19 protein-coding genes and 1 pseudogene are annotated in these 18,228 nt (G+C 71.4%); 14 read left to right on the top strand and 6 right to left on the bottom strand.

From position 1 onward, the window contains the following. The 5 genes from ACIBKY_RS38765 (at position 1) to ACIBKY_RS38745 (ending at position 7,003) form a co-directional block, all read left to right on the top strand. The gene (locus ACIBKY_RS38765) at positions 1-849 is read left to right on the top strand and encodes an ABC transporter ATP-binding protein (protein ID WP_397104928.1); all 849 of its coding nucleotides are present in this window, start codon (positions 1-3) and stop codon (positions 847-849) included. Beyond that, positions 842-2,038, top strand: a complete 1,197-nt coding sequence (locus tag ACIBKY_RS38760; protein ID WP_397104874.1) for an alpha/beta hydrolase — start codon at positions 842-844, stop codon at positions 2,036-2,038. The genes ACIBKY_RS38765 and ACIBKY_RS38760 overlap by 8 nt, the downstream gene beginning before the upstream one ends. Then, complete coding sequence (locus ACIBKY_RS38755) at positions 2,035-3,795, top strand: ABC transporter transmembrane domain-containing protein (protein ID WP_397104872.1); 1,761 nt, start codon at positions 2,035-2,037, stop codon at positions 3,793-3,795. The genes ACIBKY_RS38760 and ACIBKY_RS38755 overlap by 4 nt, the downstream gene beginning before the upstream one ends. Further along, positions 3,792-5,522, top strand: coding sequence for an ABC transporter ATP-binding protein (locus ACIBKY_RS38750; protein WP_397104870.1), 1,731 nt, complete (start codon positions 3,792-3,794; stop codon positions 5,520-5,522). The genes ACIBKY_RS38755 and ACIBKY_RS38750 overlap by 4 nt, the downstream gene beginning before the upstream one ends. Before the next feature lie 245 nt (positions 5,523-5,767). Then, positions 5,768-7,003 (top strand): YncE family protein, encoded by a 1,236-nt coding sequence (locus ACIBKY_RS38745; protein WP_397104868.1) that lies wholly within the window; start codon positions 5,768-5,770, stop codon positions 7,001-7,003. Between the two features lie 477 nt (positions 7,004-7,480). Here the strand turns inward: ACIBKY_RS38745 and ACIBKY_RS38740 are convergent. Together ACIBKY_RS38740 and ACIBKY_RS38735 are read right to left on the bottom strand one after the other, a co-directional pair. Continuing rightward, positions 7,481-7,570: pseudogene (locus ACIBKY_RS38740) on the bottom strand (hypothetical protein); the annotation flags it as partial. A 271-nt stretch (positions 7,571-7,841) separates the two neighbouring features. After that, the gene (locus ACIBKY_RS38735; RefSeq protein WP_397104866.1) at positions 7,842-8,282 is read right to left on the bottom strand and encodes a hypothetical protein; all 441 of its coding nucleotides are present in this window, start codon (positions 8,280-8,282) and stop codon (positions 7,842-7,844) included. Between the two features lie 152 nt (positions 8,283-8,434). Here ACIBKY_RS38735 and ACIBKY_RS38730 point away from each other — a divergent pair, with 152 nt between their 5' ends. Together ACIBKY_RS38730 and ACIBKY_RS38725 are read left to right on the top strand one after the other, a co-directional pair. Next, positions 8,435-9,694, top strand: coding sequence for a sensor histidine kinase (locus ACIBKY_RS38730; protein WP_397104864.1), 1,260 nt, complete (start codon positions 8,435-8,437; stop codon positions 9,692-9,694). Then, positions 9,679-10,326, top strand: a complete 648-nt coding sequence (locus ACIBKY_RS38725) for a response regulator (protein ID WP_397104862.1) — start codon at positions 9,679-9,681, stop codon at positions 10,324-10,326. Before ACIBKY_RS38730 ends, ACIBKY_RS38725 begins: the two co-directional genes overlap by 16 nt. A 22-nt stretch (positions 10,327-10,348) precedes the next feature. Here the strand turns inward: ACIBKY_RS38725 and ACIBKY_RS38720 are convergent, their stop codons facing one another. Continuing rightward, complete coding sequence (locus ACIBKY_RS38720) at positions 10,349-10,567, bottom strand: hypothetical protein (RefSeq protein WP_397104926.1); 219 nt, start codon at positions 10,565-10,567, stop codon at positions 10,349-10,351. Between the two features lie 495 nt (positions 10,568-11,062). Between ACIBKY_RS38720 and ACIBKY_RS38715 the strand changes: the two genes are divergently transcribed. Genes ACIBKY_RS38715 through ACIBKY_RS38705 form a run of 3 tightly spaced genes read left to right on the top strand, consistent with a single transcriptional unit; the run spans position 11,063 to position 13,441 of the window. Continuing rightward, complete coding sequence (locus ACIBKY_RS38715) at positions 11,063-11,836, top strand: DUF899 family protein (RefSeq protein ID WP_397104860.1); 774 nt, start codon at positions 11,063-11,065, stop codon at positions 11,834-11,836. A gap of 31 nt (positions 11,837-11,867) precedes the next feature. After that, the gene (locus ACIBKY_RS38710) at positions 11,868-12,200 is read left to right on the top strand and encodes a YciI family protein (RefSeq protein WP_397104858.1); all 333 of its coding nucleotides are present in this window, start codon (positions 11,868-11,870) and stop codon (positions 12,198-12,200) included. Continuing rightward, a complete protein-coding gene (locus ACIBKY_RS38705) occupies positions 12,191-13,441 on the top strand; it encodes an RNA polymerase sigma factor (protein WP_397104856.1) in 1,251 nt (416 codons plus the stop codon). The genes ACIBKY_RS38710 and ACIBKY_RS38705 overlap by 10 nt, the downstream gene beginning before the upstream one ends. Here ACIBKY_RS38705 and ACIBKY_RS38700 read toward each other — a convergent pair. Both ACIBKY_RS38700 and ACIBKY_RS38695 read right to left on the bottom strand, forming a co-directional pair. Then, on the bottom strand, positions 13,413-13,880 hold the full coding sequence (locus tag ACIBKY_RS38700) for an OsmC family protein (RefSeq protein WP_397104854.1): 468 nt from the start codon (positions 13,878-13,880) through the stop codon (positions 13,413-13,415). The two genes, ACIBKY_RS38705 and ACIBKY_RS38700, sit on opposite strands and share 29 nt — an antisense overlap. Before the next feature lie 6 nt (positions 13,881-13,886). After that, a complete protein-coding gene (locus tag ACIBKY_RS38695) occupies positions 13,887-14,630 on the bottom strand; it encodes a GntR family transcriptional regulator (protein WP_397104852.1) in 744 nt (247 codons plus the stop codon). A gap of 198 nt (positions 14,631-14,828) precedes the next feature. On the opposite strand from ACIBKY_RS38695, the gene ACIBKY_RS38690 reads away from it, so the two are divergent. Beyond that, a complete protein-coding gene (locus ACIBKY_RS38690; RefSeq protein ID WP_397104850.1) occupies positions 14,829-15,836 on the top strand; it encodes an RNA polymerase subunit sigma-70 in 1,008 nt (335 codons plus the stop codon). A gap of 131 nt (positions 15,837-15,967) precedes the next feature. Here the strand turns inward: ACIBKY_RS38690 and ACIBKY_RS38685 are convergent, their stop codons facing one another. Then, on the bottom strand, positions 15,968-16,531 hold the full coding sequence (locus ACIBKY_RS38685; RefSeq protein ID WP_397104848.1) for a dihydrofolate reductase family protein: 564 nt from the start codon (positions 16,529-16,531) through the stop codon (positions 15,968-15,970). A 167-nt stretch (positions 16,532-16,698) separates the two neighbouring features. On the opposite strand from ACIBKY_RS38685, the gene ACIBKY_RS38680 reads away from it, so the two are divergent. The 3 genes from ACIBKY_RS38680 to ACIBKY_RS38670 are packed head-to-tail and all read left to right on the top strand — an operon-like array spanning position 16,699 to position 18,206. Further along, positions 16,699-17,172 carry a LysR family transcriptional regulator gene (locus ACIBKY_RS38680; protein WP_397104846.1) on the top strand — a complete coding sequence of 158 codons (474 nt, stop codon included), beginning with the start codon at positions 16,699-16,701 and terminating at the stop codon, positions 17,170-17,172. Beyond that, positions 17,169-17,609, top strand: coding sequence for a VOC family protein (locus ACIBKY_RS38675; RefSeq protein ID WP_397104844.1), 441 nt, complete (start codon positions 17,169-17,171; stop codon positions 17,607-17,609). The genes ACIBKY_RS38680 and ACIBKY_RS38675 overlap by 4 nt, the downstream gene beginning before the upstream one ends. Positions 17,610-17,660: 51 nt before the next feature. Then, positions 17,661-18,206 carry a pyridoxamine 5'-phosphate oxidase family protein gene (locus ACIBKY_RS38670; RefSeq protein ID WP_397104842.1) on the top strand — a complete coding sequence of 182 codons (546 nt, stop codon included), beginning with the start codon at positions 17,661-17,663 and terminating at the stop codon, positions 18,204-18,206. Positions 18,207-18,228 lie beyond the last annotated feature (22 nt).

Here is an 18,228-nt window from a genome sequence, read left to right as displayed (position 1 = left end):
CTGACCCCGCCCGGCGCCGCGCGCCTCCGTGTGGAGTCGGCGACGATCGGCTACGACAAGCGGATCATCTCCGAGCACCTCTCGGTGGCGATCCCCGACGAGTCGTTCACCGTCATCGTCGGCCCGAACGCGTGCGGCAAGTCCACCCTGCTGCGCGGCCTGTCCCGGCTGCTGAAGCCGTCGGCCGGGCAGGTCGTCCTCGACGGTGCCGACATCAACTCCTACAAGACCAAAGAGGTGGCCAAGCGGGTCGGGCTGCTGCCGCAGACCTCGATCGCCCCGGACGGGATCACCGTCGCCGACCTGGTGGCCCGGGGACGGTACCCTCACCAGGGGTTCATCCGGCAGTGGACCGAGGACGACGAGCGGGCCGTGCTCAGGGCGATGCACCAGACCTCGGTCACCGACCTGTCCGGGCGCCTGGTGGACGAGCTGTCGGGCGGGCAGCGCCAGCGCGTGTGGGTGGCGATGGCGCTCGCGCAGCACACCGGCATCATGCTGCTCGACGAACCGACCACCTTCCTGGACATCACCCACCAGATCGAACTGATGGAGCTGTTCACCGACCTGCACCACGTCGGCCACACCCTGGTCGCCGTCCTGCACGACCTGAACCACGCCGCCCGCTACGGCACCCACCTGATCGCCATGAAGGGCGGCGCCGTGGTCGCCGAGGGCACTCCGGAGGAGGTCGTCACGGCCGAACTGGTCGAGGAGGTGTTCGGGCTGCGCTGCCTGGTGCTGCCCGATCCGGTGGCCGGCAGCCCCCAGGTGGTGCCGCTCGGCCGCGAACGAACCCGGCGCGCACCCGCCCACGGGACCGCCGTGGAGAGCTCGCGCAATGGCTGATCGGCATGTCGAGAAGCTGGCGTCCGGTGAGTGGAGCCCGCAACGGTTCCGGCGGCATCTCGGGGACAGGGGTGCGCCGCTCATCGAGCGGGTCTCCGCGGACGAGGTGGAGGTGACGTTCGTCGACGAGCCCGCGGACGGCACAACGGTCGCCCTCGCGGTGGTGATCGGCCCCAGGATCGGCTTCAACCCGATCGCCCCGGAGTTCACCCAGGTCGCGGGCACGCCGTTCCACGTTCTCACCCTGCGGATGCGCTCCGACCTGCGCTTCTCCTACGTGTACGCACGACGTGGCCCGACGGGCGAGGACGAACGGGTCCCGGACCCGTTCAACCCGCCACCGAGGTTCTCGGAGTGCTCGGTGGCGCGGTTCTCCGGCGCCTCGGTGGCGGTCCTGCCCGACGCGGCGCCGTTGCCCTGGCTGGATGAGGCCGAAGCACGGCCGGCCCCGGCGGCGGAGACGGCCGTGCTGGCGAGCGGCCTCCTGGGGGACGAACGCCGCATCTGGGTGTCGATGCCCCCGGAAGGGTTCTCGGACGACAGCGCGCTGCCCTTCGTGATCCACCTGGATGGTACGCCGGACCACAGCGCGCCGAGCGTGCGTGACGCCCTGGTCCGGGCGGGACTGATCCGGCCCTGCGCGGTGGTCCTCGTCGATCAGCCCGCGCAGCGGCGCGACGAAGAGCTGCTCTGCAACCCGGCGTTCTCCCAGATGCTCGTCCAGGAACTGCTGCCGTGGCTCCGCCACCGGTATCCGCTCTCACGAGACCCGGTTGACGTCGCCCTGGCCGGTGAGAGCTTCGGCGGCCTGTGCGCCGGCTGGACGGCACTCCACCACCCGGCGGCGTTCGGCAACGCCATCCTCCAGTCCCCGTCGTGCGGGTACCACCCTGACCTCAGGTGGGGCACCGGGCCGGGTGAGCTGCTGCGCCGCGTCCCCGTCCCGACGCTGATCGCCGACTACCTGGCCGCGCGGACGGCACCGATCCGCGTCTTCCACGACGTCGGTGAGCTGGAGACCTCCAACACCCACAGCCGCTGGCTGGACCACGTCCTCACCGTGAAGGGCTACGACACCCGCTACCGGGAGTTCGCCGGCGGGCACGACTACGCGTGGTGGCGGGGAATCCTCGCCGACGCGCTGCTCTGGTGCTTCCCGCTCCGCGGCGGGGATCGGAGCCGGGCGTGAGGAACCTCTCGCGTCCGCCGGGCGCCGACCCCGCGGGACTGGGACGAGGACCCCTGACCCGCCGGCTGCCGGTGCTCCTGCTCGCTCCCGCCGAGCCGCTCGATACCCCGCCGTTCGATGCCGGGCCGGGCATCACCCCGGGCCGGTTCCTGCTGCGCGTGATCTTCTCGGTGCGGCGGGTCGGCGTTCCCGCGATGCTGCTGGCGATCGTGTGGCAGGTGGGCGAGTCCGCGGTCCCGGTGGTGATGGGACTCGCGATCGACCGCGCCCTGGCGACCGGCGACGCGGGACAGCTCGTCCTGTGGCTCGGCGTGCTGGTGGCCCTCTACCTGGCGCTGACGTCGGCGGCGAGGCTCTCGCTGCGGCTGACCGCCTACGCGGTGCAGGTACTCCAGCACCGGCTCCGCGGCACCCTGTCGACGGGCGTGCTGCACCCGGTCGGCGGCGCCGCCCGTGCGCCGGACGGCAGCGTGGTCTCGGTGATGACGAACGACGTCGGGCGCCTGTCCAACGCGGTGATCCTGATGATCATCCCGGTGTCGAGGGTCACGGCCATCGGATTCATCGCGGTGTCACTGCTGGCGACGCACTGGCTGCTCGGGCCCGTGGTGCTGGTCGGGGCGCCGGTCGCGGTCTGGTCGATGGGCGTGCTCAGCGAGCGGCTCTCCCGGGACACCCGCACCTACCAGGAGCTGCTGGCCTCCACGGTCGGGCAGGCCACGGACCTGGTCGCCGGCTACCGGGTGATCAAGGGGGTGCGCGCGGAGGCCGAGGCGACCGGCCGGTACCGGCAGGCGAGTCAGGACACCCTCGTCGGCGCCACGCGCAACGCGGGCCTGCTGGGGAGGTTCCTGGTGGGCTCGGGCGTGGTCAGCGGCACGTTCGTCGCCGCGGTGATGGGGCTGGCGGGCTGGTTCGCGGTGAACGGGCAGCTCTCCATCGGAGAGCTGATCACCGCCGTCGGCCTCACCCAGGCGCTGCTGCCGCAGATCCAGGCGATCGCGAGCACGTCCATCCCCAACCTCGCCGGCGCCCGCGCCTCGTCCGCGCGCGTCCTGGACGTGCTGCGCGACGGCGCCACGCCGACGGCCGGGCCCGGCGACGCCACCCCGCTGGAGGCCGCCGCGCCGCCGAAGCTGGACGTGGTCGTGCCGAGCGTCTCCGGGCCCGCCGTGACGATCCGGGTCGAGCCCGGCGAGCTCGTGGGCGTGCGCGCCGGCGACCGGACCGCCGCCCGCCTCGTCGAGACGCTGCTGGACCCGAGGGCCGAAGGAGGGGTGCAGGCATGGCTGGACGGGATCGCGGCGCGGGAGCTGACCCCGGCCGAGTACCGGTCGCGGGTCACGGTCGCGCCGCACCGCGCCTCGCTGTTCAGTGGCACGCTCCGCGACAACGTCGCCGTGGTCGCGGGCGCGCCCGAGCGGGTGGACGCCGCGGTGCGGGCCGCCGCCTGCGACGACTTCGCGGCCGCCCTCGACGTCCCGGTGGGCGAGGGCGGCAACCGGCTGTCGGGCGGCCAGCGCCAGCGGGTCGCGCTCGCCCGTGCCCTGGCGAGCGACGCGCCGCTGCTGGTGCTGCACGACCCGACCACCGCGGTCGACTCGGTCACCGAGCACACGATCGCGGGCCGGCTGCGCGGTGTCCGGGCGGGCCGCTCGACGCTGCTGATCGCCTCGGCCCCGGCGCTGCTCGCCGCCTGTGACCGTGTCGTCGAGCTGCCCGGCGACGTGCCCGCGCCCGCGAGGACGACGCGGTGAGCGGCGCCTCCGCCGATGCCGGGCCGCCCGGGCTGCCGGTCGCGAACGGCCGTGAGACGGTACGGGAGGTGTGGCGGCTCAGCCGCGGGTACCGGCTCCGGCTCGCCGCGACCGGACTGCTGGGGATCGTCAGCACCGGCGTCGACCTGATCGTTCCCGCGGCGATCGGGTTCCTCGTCGACCGCGTGCAGACCGGCACCGCCGACCTCGCCACGGTGCTGGCGGTCACGGCCGTCATGGCGCTGTCGGCGGTCGTGGGCGCCGCGGGCACCGCGCTGACGATCGTGCTGGCCACCCGCGTCTACCACGCCGTCCTCGCCGCGCTGCGCGAGCGGCTCGTGGGCCACGCGATGACGCTCCCTCAGCACCTCGTCGAGCGCGCCGGAACCGGAGACCTGATCTCGCGATCCAGCGACGACGTCACCGCGGTCGCCGACGCCGCCCCCGCGGTCATCCCGGTGCTCACCGTCACCGCCTTCACCATCGTCGTGTCGCTGGGCGGGCTCGCGGCACTGGAATGGCCCTACGCGGCCGCCTTCGCCGTCGTGCTGCCGGTCTACGCGCTGGCCGTGCGGTGGTACCTGCGCGTCGGACCGGGGGTCTACCGCGCCGAGCGCACGGCGATGAGCGCGCGCGCCCAGCAGATCCTCGAATCCCAGCGCGGCTACGCCACCGTGCTCGGCTTCGGTCTCGCCGAGCAACGGCACAGGGCCGTGATGGCGGATTCCTGGCGCGTGGCGAGGCAGTCGCTGCGCGCCCGCACGGTGCTGAGCATGCTCAACGCCCGGCTCAACCTCGGGGAGTGCCTGAGCCTGGCCGCCGTGCTCGTCGTCGGCTTCGTCCTCATCGGCCACGGCGCGTCGACCGTCGGCGGCGCCACCACCGCCATGCTGCTCGTGCTCCGCCTGCTCGGGCCGGTCAACCGGCTGCTGCTGGTCATCGACACCCTCCAGTCGGCGCTCGCGTCGCTGAGCCGCATGATCGGGGTCGTCACGATCCCGTCCGGCCCGCCGGACGTCCCGGCGCGGGCCACGAACACCGCCGTGCGGCTCGACGGGGTCTCGTTCCGTTACGGCGAGGACCCACGGGTGCTCGACGACCTCACCCTCGGCATCCCGTCCGGTCAGCGCGTGGCCGTCGTCGGCGTGTCGGGGGCGGGCAAGACCACGCTCGCCGGCGTCATCGCCGGCACCCACCTGCCCGAGACCGGGAAGGTGACGCGCCCCGCCCGCACCGCGATGATCACCCAGGAGGTCCACGTCTTCGCGGGCACCCTGCGCGACAACCTCACCCTCGCCGCGCCCGGCGCGACCGACCGCGACCTGCGCGCGGCGCTGGAGGCCACCGGCGCCGCGGCGCTCCTCGACGCTCTGCCCGACCGGCTGGACACCCTGCTGGGTGTGGGCGGGCATCCGCTCACCGACGCGCAGGCGCAGCGGCTCGCCCTCGCCCGACTGCTGCTCGCCGACGCCGATCTGGTGATCCTCGACGAGGCGACGGCCGAGGCCGGCTCCACCGACGCCGGCCAGCTCGACCGCGCCGCCGACGCCGTCCTCGCCGGGAGGACCGCGGTCGTCGTGGCGCACCGGCTGTCCCAGGCGGCGACCTGCGACCGGATCATGGTGATGGAGCACGGCCGGGTCATCGAGACCGGCACCCACGCGGAACTGGTCGACGCCGGTGGCGTGTATGCCGGGTTGTGGTCGGCCTGGGAGGCCGCCCGGTGACGGCACCGTGCCGCAGGCTTCCGCCCGGCGAGGGCGGTCGGGCAAGCGAGAGCGGCCCCCGGTCAGCGCGGAAGCGGGCGCACAACCGTTCGCCCCCCGGTCAGCGCGGAAGCAGGCGCGCAACCGTTCGTCCCTGGTCGAAGTCAGGCATGGCGCTGAACCCTTGCCCGGCGGCCACGGATACACGGGTTCGCGGCGGGGGACAAGGCGTCGAACCTTTCGTGACCGGGCGGTGTAGGGCAGATGTGAGGACGACGCGACGTGAACTGCTGGCCGGGGCGCTCGCCCTGGCCACCCTGCCCGCCCTGTCCGCCTGTGCCGGGAGCCGGGCGGAACCCGCGGCCGCCCAGCCCGCGAGTCCGCAGCCCGCCCGGCCGGTCGGGCTTACGGGGACGCTGTATGCCAGGACCGCGTCCGGGCTGGTCGCGGTGGACCTGGCCACCGGCAGGCAGCTCCGTGAGTACGGCGAGGCCGTACCGGATGCCCGCTGGAAGCGCCTTCACCAGCTGAAGGGCGGACACCTGCGCGTGCTCGACCTCCCGAGCGGCAAGGTGCGGCGCGAAACGCCCGTCACCGGCGCGCGGGTCAAGGCGGTTTCCCGCTCGGGAGAGCTCGTCGCCGTCGGCCCGCCGCCCGGCCCGCGTACCAGCACCCTCATCTCCTTGGCCGGACCGGACGGCGTGCGTGACCTCCGGCTCGGCGGCAACGTCGAGCCGGAGGCCTTCTCCACCGACGACCAGGTCATGTACGTGCTGGAATACCTTCCACCCGACAAGCCGGACCGCTACCGGGTACGCGTGCTCGACCTGCCCGCGGGCACCCCGAAACCCCTCAACACGCGCGACAAGAAGCCCGTGCCGGAGGGCAAGGAGGAGGAGATGCGCGGGCAGGGCCGCCAGGCGGTGCTGGACGCGGACGCGGGCGTCCTCTACACGCTCTACACCCACCAGCCCGGCCACCTGCACACCCGCGACCTGATCGCCGGCGGCGACTCGGCGCCCGGCGTGCATGCCTTTGTCCACGTTCTCCAGCTGGACCAGCGGTGGGCGTACTGCCTCGACCTGCCGCAGCCGTTCGGCATGGGCCCACCGGAGGCGCACACGCTGACCCTCGGCCCCGACGGCCGCAACCTCTTCGTCTACGACGCCACCAGCGGCCGCATAGCTCAGGCAGACACGGCAGACCTCACGGTGAAACGCATCACCTTCGGCGCCAGACACGCGGGCGAGGCCTACGCGCTGGCCGACAACGAGCGCCTCTACCTCGCCGCCGGCACCTCTGTACAGGTCGCCGACCCGGCCACCCTGGCGCCCCTGGGAACCTGGCAACTGGCCGGCCCAGCGCGCGGCCTGGCCAAGCTGAACGGACTGCTGCTGGCCGGCGCCGGCGACCACCTGACCGTCCTGGACGCGAAGGGCACCCGGCAAACCACCATCCCCATCCCAGGCCTCCAGTCCCTCCACCACGCCACCACGGCCTGACAAGCCACCTGGCCCGGCCTGTCGCCCGGCCTGGCACCCATCGCGGCCTGACCACCGGCCGTGCCTGCCCGGGCCGGCCAACGAGGCAGACCCCGCCTGGGGTCCCGGTAGCAATCGCGGAAAATCCAACGATCCCATCTCTGACCTGTGCTGATGGTGCACGAGGCGTGGGATGGGCCTCAGCGGTTTGTCGTTCGTCAGTGGATCGATTGGCCGCGCCGCCACCGGGCGGCGCGGGACCTCGGCGTCGGCGACCTTGTCGTCCAGCCGGTCCAGCGGTAGATCCTTGCGCGGCCGCCTCGAGCAGATCACCGCCAGCACCTTGGCCACGTCGGCGGCCGCGGCCGGGCGGGGAAGCCTCTTGGGCACCTTGACGGTGTCGATGCGGTCCATCGGGTTGGCGGCCAGGAGGTCGTGGCGGACCCCCCACTTGGCGAAGGAGGCGATGGCGGCGCGCTTGCGCTTGCGGCTGGCCGGCGACAGCTCGGCGAGTTCGGCCAGGAACGCGCGAACCGGCGCGGCGGCCAGCTCACCGAGTTCTTCGCCGTGGTGGGCGGCGAAGGCGATCAGGTCGCCGCGGTAGGCGCGCCGGGTGTGCGCCGAGCGACGGCCGCCCAGCTCGCGCTACCCGGTGATCGCTATCTTGCCAGATAACGCTGATTATCCCGCAACCGCGCAGTCGTGCGCGTCTTTGGTGTGGGAGTACCGCCGGTCATGTGTGAGAAGGGCACCGCGCCCTGCCCTGGAGCGTGGCAGACGCCGTCTCACGTGGGACGGGCCGGCGCCACCGAAGGTGGAGAGGCGTCACCGAAGTTGGAGAAACGCGCTCGACGCCCGATCAGCCCCTCTTGGGGAAGGCGGCGCGCAGTGCGGAGCCGCGGGTGATGAACGCGACCCGGATGAGGGGCAGCATGCAGACGACCTGCATCACGGCGTACCACAGCGGACAAATCCCCGGGATCAGGTCGACGCCGATGATCGCGATCGGCATGATGACGGCGAGAGCATTCACGCGCTCGAAAGCCCGTCGAGATCCCCGGGAAGCGGAGATCGTCATCCAGTAGATCAGCACGGCCACCACCGGCAGCAGGGCCGCCCGGACCCACATGAACGTGTTCACCATATGGCCGCTGCTCGATACCACGGTGATTGCCAAGAGGGCGATGGCGCTGAGTGCGCCGTACACCTTGATGCTGTTCTTCGCCGTGCCGAAGGCCCCTTGGGTGCGGGGGGTGTTGAGGAGTGCGGCCTCGGTCGTGGTGTGTGTGTTGGATTCCATGCTTGGCGACGCTACGAAGCGGTTGGTCGAGGCGGTATCGGTCCAGGCGCACGGGTGGGTGGGGCCAGACCCACTCCTTGGCCGGTCAGGGCAGTAGCGTGCTCGGCGCGGTGCACAGTGGAAGCATCGAATGGAGAGGCGAAGGAAGAGGCATGCGGCAGTTGGGTACCTGGGCGAGGCGCATCGGCGTGGGGTTCGTGCGGTCGTGCGTAGTGGCGGTCGTCACCATGCCGGCCCCGGCCGTGTGGGCCGTGGCCGTGGCGTGGGCCATCTGGTGGGGTGCGGGGAACCCATGGTCGTGGCTGGGGCCGTTCGTGCTGGTGTGCGTGGGCACCCTCGGGCTGTCCCGACCGGTCTGCCGGCTGGTCCGTTCGCTGGTGGCGAGGTGGACGGGCACTTTCATCCCCGCCGGCTACCGGGAGGCCGGGCCGGTGGTGCGGATGTCCACCGGGTACTGGTGGAACGGCTTCTCCTACGAGCGCAGCCGGCGTGACGCCGTCCTGGATCAGAAATGGCGGGTGCGGTGGAAGGATCCCGCCGTCTGGCGCGACGTGCGGTTCACCGGGATCGTGCCGTTCGCCGCGGGCGTGGTGGCGGCCGTTCCGTCGGCCGGGGTGGTCGCGGCGGTTCTCGGGCTCGGGCAGCCGGGGCTCACCGCGCGCCTGGCCGGGGTGTTCGGCTTGGTCGTGGCCATCGCCACAGCCCCGTACGCCTGGCGGCTGCTCGTACCCGTCGCCGTCCGCTTCCTGCGCCCGTCGCGCGCGATGGCGATGACCGAGCGGGTGGAGGAACTGACCGCCCAGCGCGCGGACGCGACGGTCGCGCAGGCCGCCGAGATCCGCCGGATCGAACGGGACCTGCACGACGGGGCGCAGGCCCGCCTGGTCGCACTCGGACTCGCGTTGGCGACCGCCGAGAAACTCATGGAGACTAACCCCGACCAGGCGAAGGCGCTGATGCGGGAAGCACGGGGCGGTGCCGCCGCCTCGCTGGCCGAGCTTCGCGAACTGGTCAAGGGGATCAGCCCGCCGGTGCTGAACGAGCGGGGGCTCGTCGACGCCGTCCGCGCCCTGGCCCTGGACGTCCCCCTCGACGTGGCCGTCAGCGCCGACGCCGGCCTGCGCCTGGACCCCGTGATCGAGGCCGCCGTCTACTTCGGCGTCGCCGAGCTGCTGACCAACGCGGTCAAACACGCCCAGCCGTCCCGGGCGCGGATCTCCCTCGCACAGGACGACGCCGATCTCATCGTCGAGGTCGAGGACGATGGGCGGGGCGGGGCCAATGTGCGCGCCGACGGCGGACTCGCCGGTCTGCGCCGCCGCCTCGCGGTCTTCGACGGCACCCTGGAGATCAGCAGCCCGCCGGGCGGCCCGACCCGTGTGAGAATGGCACTGCCATGCGACTCGTTGTAGCCGAAGACCTCTACCTCCTGCGCGAGGGGATGGTCCGCCTGATCCAGGCGTACGGGCACGAAGTGGTGGCCACAGCGGCCACGGGCCCCGAGACGCTGGAGGCGCTACGGAGATGGCGCCCGGACGTCTCCGTCATCGACGTTCGCATGCCGCCGAACCAGTCCGACGAGGGCCTGCGCGCGGCCCTGGCCGCCCGTGCCGAGATGCCTGGGCTACCGGTCCTCATCCTCTCTCAGCACGTGGAGCAGCTGTACGCCCGGGAGCTCCTGGCCGACGGATCCGGCGGCGTCGGCTACCTGCTGAAGGACAGCGTGTTCGACGCCGACCAGTTCATCGGCGCCCTGGAGCGCGTCGCGGACGGCGGGACCGCCATGGACCCGGCCGTCATCGCCAAGCTGTTGTCCAGCAGTTCCCCAAGCCGCGGGCTCGAGCGGCTCACCGAACGCGAGCACGCCGTTCTGGCTCTCATGGCCGAGGGACTGTCCAACCAGGCCATCGGCCGCCGCCTCTTCCTCAGCGACAGCGCCATCAGCAAGTACACCACCTCCATGTTCGGCAAGCTCGGCATCGTCGACGACGAAGACACCAACCGCCGCGTCCGCGCCGTCCTGGCCTACCTGAACAAGCCCTAGCTTGATCGGACGCCTGGCACGTTCACCTGACCTCCTGCCCGCCGAACATGGCCCCCGGTCCACGACCCCCGCCCTCGCTGTCGTCGGCATCCGGGCCGTCACGGTGGGCTGGTTCTGGGCCACCCGCCGCCCGCGGCACCGCCCAGATGTCATCGGGCACGAAACCCAGCCACGGCAACGTACACAGCCGGACGGCCAGCCCCAACCGCGCCGCGGGCCCGCGCCCACCGCCACGGTCCAGGTTGTCGATGAAGCCCAGATCCTTCCGCGTCAGCGTGAAGAACCGGAATCAGTTCCTCCCGGCCGATGTCCGGATACGACCGCAGCCGCTCCATCTGCTCATCAGAGAAGAACTGGTCGCCAACCCCATCAACCTCCACGGAAGCACTACAACCAGTACGAGCCGTAGCGGCAAAGATCGTCAACCGTCCCAGGAAGGCGAATAACAGCAGGTCAGAGATGGGTTCGTTGGATTATCCGCGATAGCTACCGGGACCCCCGCCTCGCAGGCTTGGGCTCTGGTGTTCGCGACGGTGTTCGCCACGGCCGGCCGTGCCGGGCCGGCCGTCATGTCGCGTCTGGGCGCTGCCGCTTTCCGGATGACCTGCGCGTCATCGGGGTAGGGCGACGGAAGCAGGAAAGCGGCCCGCGCTGAAGATTCTTTCCCGGCGATGTCGAATCCCCCGGTGCCCATTCGTCGGTGGGCGAAGCCACGTACCCAAGGAGGAGACTGACCATGAAGGACAACCTCAGCGAGGCGACAGCCCTCGCCCGCAACGCACCCGGCATGCCCGAGGCCGTCGACCGGGCCACCTTCCAGGCCCAGGTGGACGAGTTGCGGGCCCGGGAGAAGGCGCATACGCGCGAAGGCGACGCGATCGCCGCGGCGCGGCGACGTCTGCCCATGGTCGAGGTGGACCCCACCACCGAGCTGATCGGACCCGGAGGGCCGGTCACCCTGCTGGAGACGTTCGAGGGACGGCGGCAGCTGCTCGCGTACTACTTCATGTGGCGCGACGGCCGTCCGGCCGCCGAGCAGTGCGAAGGCTGCACGTGGTGCGGCGGCCAGATCTCGGAGCTGTCCTACGTGCACTCGCGCGACATCACGTACGCCGTCTTCTGCCAGGGCCCGTACCGGGAGAGCCGTCGTTATCGCGACTTCATGGGCTGGGACATGCCGTGGTACTCGGCGAAGGCGTCCGCCGACACGCTGCTCGTCGGGCGTCAGATCGGCTCGATGCAGCTGGTGAGCTATCTGCGCGACGGCGACCGCGTCTTCGAGACGTATTGGACGACGGGTCGCGGCGTGGAGGCGATGGACTACAGCCTCGCGCTCATGGACCTCACCGTGTACGGACGCCAGCACCCGGGCGAGGACTCGCCTCCCGGCTGGCCGCAGGCGTGGCGGGAGGAGGAACCCACGCAGTTCTGGCGGATCGACGGACGTCCGCTCTCGCAGTGGTCGCGCATCGAGGCCGGACGCTCCGACGACCTCACCACCGCGCCTTGATCGCGCAGGTGGGCGTGCCATAGTGCTGTAGATGAAGTACGCACTGGTGATCTGGCACGGTGAGGAACACTCGGAATCGCCGCAGGAGATCCATGCGTGGCCGGAGCACGAGGCCTGGTTCGCCGACCTCGAGGCACGCGGGGTCTACCGTGGCGGGCACCGCCTGCGACCGACGGCCACCACGAAGGTGCGGGTGCGCGAGGGTGAGACGCTGATCTCGGACGGCCCGTACGCGGAGACCAAGGACCTGATCGGCGGGTTCCTCGTGGTCGAGTGCGAGCATCTGGACGAGGCGATCGAGATCGCCGCGGGGCACCCGTTCGCCGCTTTCGGCACCGTCGAGGTACGGCCGGTGTGGGAGTGACCGATGCGGTCGAATCGGCGGTGGCCGAGGCGTTCGCGGCGGAGTGGGGGCAGGTCGTCGCGACGCTGATCCGGGTGACCGGTGACTGGGATCTGGCCGAGGACTGCGCCGCGGACGCGTTCGCGACGGCTCTCGACCGGTGGCGGCACGATGGCATTCCGGACAATCCGGGCGCCTGGCTCACCACGACGGCGCGTAACCGGGCCATGGACCTGCTCCGGCGCGAAGCCGTCGGCGCCGCCAAGATGCGCCAGGCCGCCGTGCCGGCCCGCGCCGCCGGGGAACCGGGCGAGCCGGACGAGGTGCCCGACGACATGCTCCGGTTGATCTTCACCTGCTGTCATCCGGCGCTGCCGTTCGACGCGCGGGTCGCGCTGACGCTCAGGACGCTGGTCGGGCTGACGACGGCGGAGATCGCGCGGGCGTTCCTGGTGGCGGAGCCGACCATGTACCAGCGGCTGACCCGGGCGAAGAAGAAGATCCGCGAAGCGGGCATCCCGTACCGGGTCCCGCCCGCGCACCTGCTGCCCGGCCGCCTGCAGGCGGTACTCGCGGTGATCTATCTGCTGTTCAACGAGGGGTACGCGGCCAGCGCCGGCGCCCGCCTCGTCCGGCAGGACCTCAGCGCCGAGGCGATCCGGCTGGCCCGCCTGCTCGTACGGCTGCTGCCCGAGCCGGAGGCGCGGAGCCTGCTCGCGCTGATGCTGCTGCACGACGCGCGGCGGCCGGCCAGGGCCGACGAGACGGGCGTCCTGGTCACGCTGGAGCGCCAGGATCGATCCCTCTGGGACCGGGCCAAGATCACTGAGGGGCTACGGCTGCTGCCCGGCACCCCTGGCCCGTACCAGCTCCAGGCGGCGATCGCGGCCTGCCACGCGACGGCGCCGAGCGTCGAGGCGACCGACTGGCCGGAGATCGTCCGGCTTTACGATGACCTGCTGGAGCTGGTGCCCGCACCCGTCGTCCGGCTCAACCGCGCTGTCGCCGTCGCGATGACCGACGGTCCCGAGGCCGGGCTCGTCCTGGTCGATGAGCTCGCCGCCGCGGGCGAGCTCGCCGGCTACCATCTGCTCCCGGCCACGCGGGCCGACCTGCTGCGCAGGCAGGGCTCGTACGCGCGGGCGGCGCGGGCGTACCGTGAGGCGCTGGTTCTGGCCCCGACCGACGCCGACCGCGCCTACCTGCGGGGGCGGCTGGAGGAGACCGAAGTTCTCAGGCCGGGAAAGCCGGAGAGTGGCTGATCTTGAAGTTGACCGAGTTGGCGATGAAGCACAGCTGGTGGGCGCGCTCGTGGAGTTCCAGCGCGCGTGCGGCCATGGCGGGGTCGGCCAGGGTCGCCTCAGGCCGTAGCACAACCTCCTCGAACCGCCCGCCGCCGTCGGACGACTCGACCATGGTGCCGTGGGGACGGTCGGTGTAGCCGGTCACCACGATCCCCTCGACCGAGCACAGGTGCAGGAACCAGAGCATGTGACACTGCGACACCGCCGCCACCTGCAGTTCCTCCGGGTTCCACCGGGCCGGGTCGCCACGGAAGGCCGGGTCGGAGGACCCCGCGATGACGTCCTTGCCCGGCGCGGAGACGTCATGGTCGCGCTTGTAGTCGCGGTAGCCGCTGGTGCCGTTGCCGGTGTTGCCGGTCCACGTCACCTGGACCTCGTACTGGTGCGTCTTGGCCATGGGTGGTCACGATCCCTTCTCGACGGTCGCGCCTAGGTTGGTCGCGGCTTGGCTCGTCGCGCCTCTGGTGGACGCGCCTCTGGTGGTCGCGCCTCTGTTGGTCGCGCCGGCATCGGGTACGCCCGCGTCGGCGGCCAGCGCGGTGGCACGGGCGTGGCCGGCGGCGATCCGGCCGGCGAGTTCGGCTTCGCCGTCCGCGATCGCGCAGACCAGCAGCCGGTGCTCGGCCACGACGGCGTCGGGGCGCTGCGGGGGAGTGAGGGAGGCACGAGTGGAGACCACGATCTGGTCCCAGAGCCGGTCGAGCATCTCCAGCGCGATCGGGTTGGCCGCGAGCTCGGCGATCCGGCGGTGGAAGCGGCGGTTGAGCAGCATCGCCTGGTCGTAGTCGCCCGCCTTGGTGACCTCGGCCAGCAGCGTGTTGTCGCGGCCGAGGTCGGCCAGGTCGGCGGGGGCGATCCGCCCGGCCCGCTGCCGCGCTGCCGCGGTCTCGGCGGTGAGCGCCTCCAGCGAAGCCCGGACGGCATAGGCATGGGCCAGGGCCTCACCGCTGAGCGTCGCCACGACGACACCGCGCCCGGCGCTGCGTACCAGACCGTCGCCTTCCAACCGCCGCAACGCCTCCCGCACCGGGGTCCGGCTGACCTCCAGCACAGCGCTGACCGACAACTCGGTCAGCCGTTCGCCGGCTGCGTACCCGCCGGTCACGATCCGCTCGCGCAGCCGCCGATACACGGACTCGGTCTGCATGTCACCTCCTGGTTGCATGCACAGCATACATTGCATACAACGCCGGATCCGGCGGGGCGTACCTTCGACTGGCAGTGACCCTGAGATGCCGGTGGGGGAACAGCGCCGCGGGCAGCGGGAGGCAAGGACCGATCAGGAATCCTCCGCCACGTCGTCAGTTCTGGGTAACCCCTCGCACCGATGCAAGGATTGATGCCCATGACCGACGCCAGACAGCCGGGCGCCGACGAGGCCACGTTCATCGCCGCGGTCCGCTCGGACGACACGGCGAGGTTCGCGCTGCTCACGGAGCGCCACCGCCGTGAGCTGCAGGTGCACTGCTACCGGATGCTCGCGAACTACGAGGACGCCCAGGACATGACGCAGGAGACGTTCCTGCGAGCGTGGAACAAACGGGAGTCGTTCAAGGGCCATGCCACGCTGCGGACCTGGCTGTACCGGATCGCGACGAACGCCTGCCTCGACTTCCTGGAGAAGCGCAACGACCGCACACCCGTGCCATCCGAGTTGCCGGACCCCGGCTCCGAGATGCTGTACCTGCAGCCGTACCCCGACCGGATGCTCCCCGAGGACCCGCAGGAATCGGTGGTGGCGCGGGAGACGATCGAGCTGGCGTTCATCGTCGCCGTCCAGTACCTGCCGCCGCGGCAGCGGGCGGTGTTCATCCTGCGCGACGTCCTGGGCTGGCCGGCGTCGAAGGCCGCCGACGCCCTTGAGGTGACCGTCGCGTCGGTGACCAGCGCACTGCAGCGGGCGCGAGTGACGGTACGCGAGCGGCTACCCGACCGCCGCCTCGACTGGCGGAGACCCGCCACCCACGAGCTGTCGGACGACGAGCGCGAGGTGGTGAAGTCGTACATCGACGCCCATGAGCGCAACGACCTCGACGGGCTGATGTCCCTGCTGCGCGACGACCTGCGCTTCGCGATGCTGCCCGAGCTGGGCACCGTGATCATGACGGCCAAGGACGCGGTGGACGGCTGGGTCTCCGGTGGGCTCTTCCAGCGCGGCTACGACGACTGGCGCTGTATCACCACGACGGTCAACCGCATGCCTGCCGCCGCGCTGTACCGCCGCGTTCCCGGCGACCCGGAGTACCGGCTGTTCACCATCGCGGTCCTGCACATCGTCGACGGGAAGATCGCCGAGCTCACCGGATTCGACGCCACCGGCAAACCGTGGCTGGGCCTGCCGCCGATCCTGTGATCAGACAAGTCCCGACAGCTCGCTCGGAACGGAAGGAAGACCGGGCAAGGCTCCCTCATGGCGAGGGTCGCGGTGAGGGAGCCTGGAAAGATTTCCGACCCGGCCTCACGTGCCGAGCGTCTGGCGCGTGCTCATCGCCTCGTCTCGTATCGGGTCAGCACGATGCCGCCGGAGAACGTCCGCGTCTCCACCAGGTTCAGGTTCACCCAGCCGTCCAGGGCCGTGAAGAACGGCGTGCCGCCGCCCACCAGGACCGGGTGGGTGACCAGCACGTACCCGTCGATCAGCCCGGCCCGCATGGCCGCTGCGGCGAGAGTGGCGCCGACGATGTCCATGGGGCCGCCGTCCTCGGCCCTGAGCCGGGCGATCTCGGTGACCGCGTCGCCGGTGACCAGGCGGGTGTTCCAGTCGACCGGCCTGGTCGTCGAGGAGAACACCACCTTCGGCATGTCCCGCCAGCGGCGGGCGTACTCGATCTCCGCCGGCGTGGCGCCCGGCCGCCGGTCGGCGGTCGGCCAGTGGGAGCTCATCGTCTCCCACAGTTTGCGCCCGTACAGCGCCAGGCCGGTCGCCCCCACCCGGTCGGACCACCACTGGAACAGCTCGTCGCTCGGTACGCTCCAGCCGAGGTCGTCGCCGGGCGCGGCGACGTAACCGTCCAGGCTCAGGTTCATGCCGAAGATCAGTTTCCGCATCGTGCCAGCCTCTCGTGAGTCGATCTCACACGTACAGACGGGCGCGGCGCGGAAACCTCATCGGTGCGCGCTCGGGCCGGGTCTCGCACGTCCGCCGGAGAAGCCTCGTCAGGCCGGCGGGCGATCAGCTGCCCCGACGGGATGGACGACTGAGGCGCGGAGGCGGCGTGCTGTTACGCCAGCTGGAGTATCTGGTGGCGCTGGCCCGCGAGCGGCATTTCGCGCGGGCCGCGGCGGCCTGTCACGTCTCCCAGCCGTCGTTGTCGGCGGCCATCAGGAAGCTGGAACGCGAGCTGGACGTGCCCCTGGTCCGGCGGGGCCGGCGCTTGGCCGGGCTGACGCCCGAGGGCGAGCGGGTGCCGCTGTGGGCGCATCGCATCCTGGCCGACACCGAGGCCCTGCGCCAGGACCTGTCGGAGATGCGCGAGGGGTTGTCGGGCACGCTGCGGATAAGGGCGCCGGCCTTCTTGCGTCTGCGATGGCAACTGACAGAAGTGACACGCATGCGCCTGGGTCTGGGACGGTCAGAAACAGATCACGAAGAATTCGGCTCGTTCCGGGTGTCGAGAATGTGGCGGTGGCTCCGTCCCAGGTACACCAGTGGCCACGACCGGCCGCGTGACGAAGGAGAGCCACCATGACGATCAAGCGGATGGACAACATCGGGATCGTCGTCGACGACCTCGACGTTGTGATCGCGTTCTTCGCGGAACTTGGTATGGAGCTGGAGGGCAAGGCGCGGATCGAGGGGCCCTGGGCGGCGCGTGTGGTCGGGCTCGACGACCAGCGGGTCGACGTCGCGATGATGCGGATGCCGGACGGGCACGGGCGGATCGAGCTGGCGAAGTACCACACGCCGGAGGCGATCGGCGGGGTGCCGCGGGACGCTCCGGCCAACACCCTCGGCATCCGCCGCATCATGTTCGCGGTCGACGACCTCGACGACGTCCTCGCCCGCCTGCGTACCCATGGCGCCGAACTCGTCGGCGAGGTGGCCCAGTACGAGGACAGCTACCGGCTCTGCTACCTGCGCGGCCCCGAGGGCATCGTGATCGCCCTGGCCGAGGAGCTCGGCTGACGGCCGGGCGCGGCCGACCAGAATCCCGGAACCACAGCTGGAGGAAAGACCGTGCGACCGAACGAGATCACCGAGGTACTGAACCGGCCGATCAGCCGGGAGCTCCTGGCTCGCGACATGACCCGCCTGGCCTACGTCGCCAAGGACGGCACACCGCGTAATGTCCCGATCATCTTCGCCTGGAACGGCTCGGAGATCGTCATGTGCACGCCGAAGAACGCCCCGAAGCTCCGGGCCCTGAGCGAGAACCCGATGGTCGCCCTGACGATCGACACCGAGGTGCACCCGCCCAAGATCCTTCTCATCCGGGGCCGGGCAGAGCTGGACTACGTCGACGGCATCCCGGAGGAGTACCTCCAGACCACCAGCACCTACGAGATGACGCCCGAGCAACGGGTCGGGTGGGAGGCGGAGGTGCGTTCGCTCTACCACGACGGCATGGTCCGGATCGTCGTGACGCCGACCTGGGCGAAGTTGATCGACTTCGAGACGACTCTGCCGAGCCCGGTCGAGGAGCTGATCCGGCAGCGGGAAACACGCCGGGAAATGCCGGGAAGGGATGTCGAGAATCCGCCCGCGGCTCCGTCCCCGGAGTGAACACCGCCACAATGGGCGTAGA

The sequence above is a fragment of the Nonomuraea sp. NPDC050394 genome, from assembly GCF_044459065.1.
Classification (GTDB): Bacteria; Actinomycetota; Actinomycetes; order Streptosporangiales; family Streptosporangiaceae; genus Nonomuraea.
Note: the sequence above shows the minus strand (reverse complement) of the source record. Positions and strands in the feature narration are given on the sequence as shown.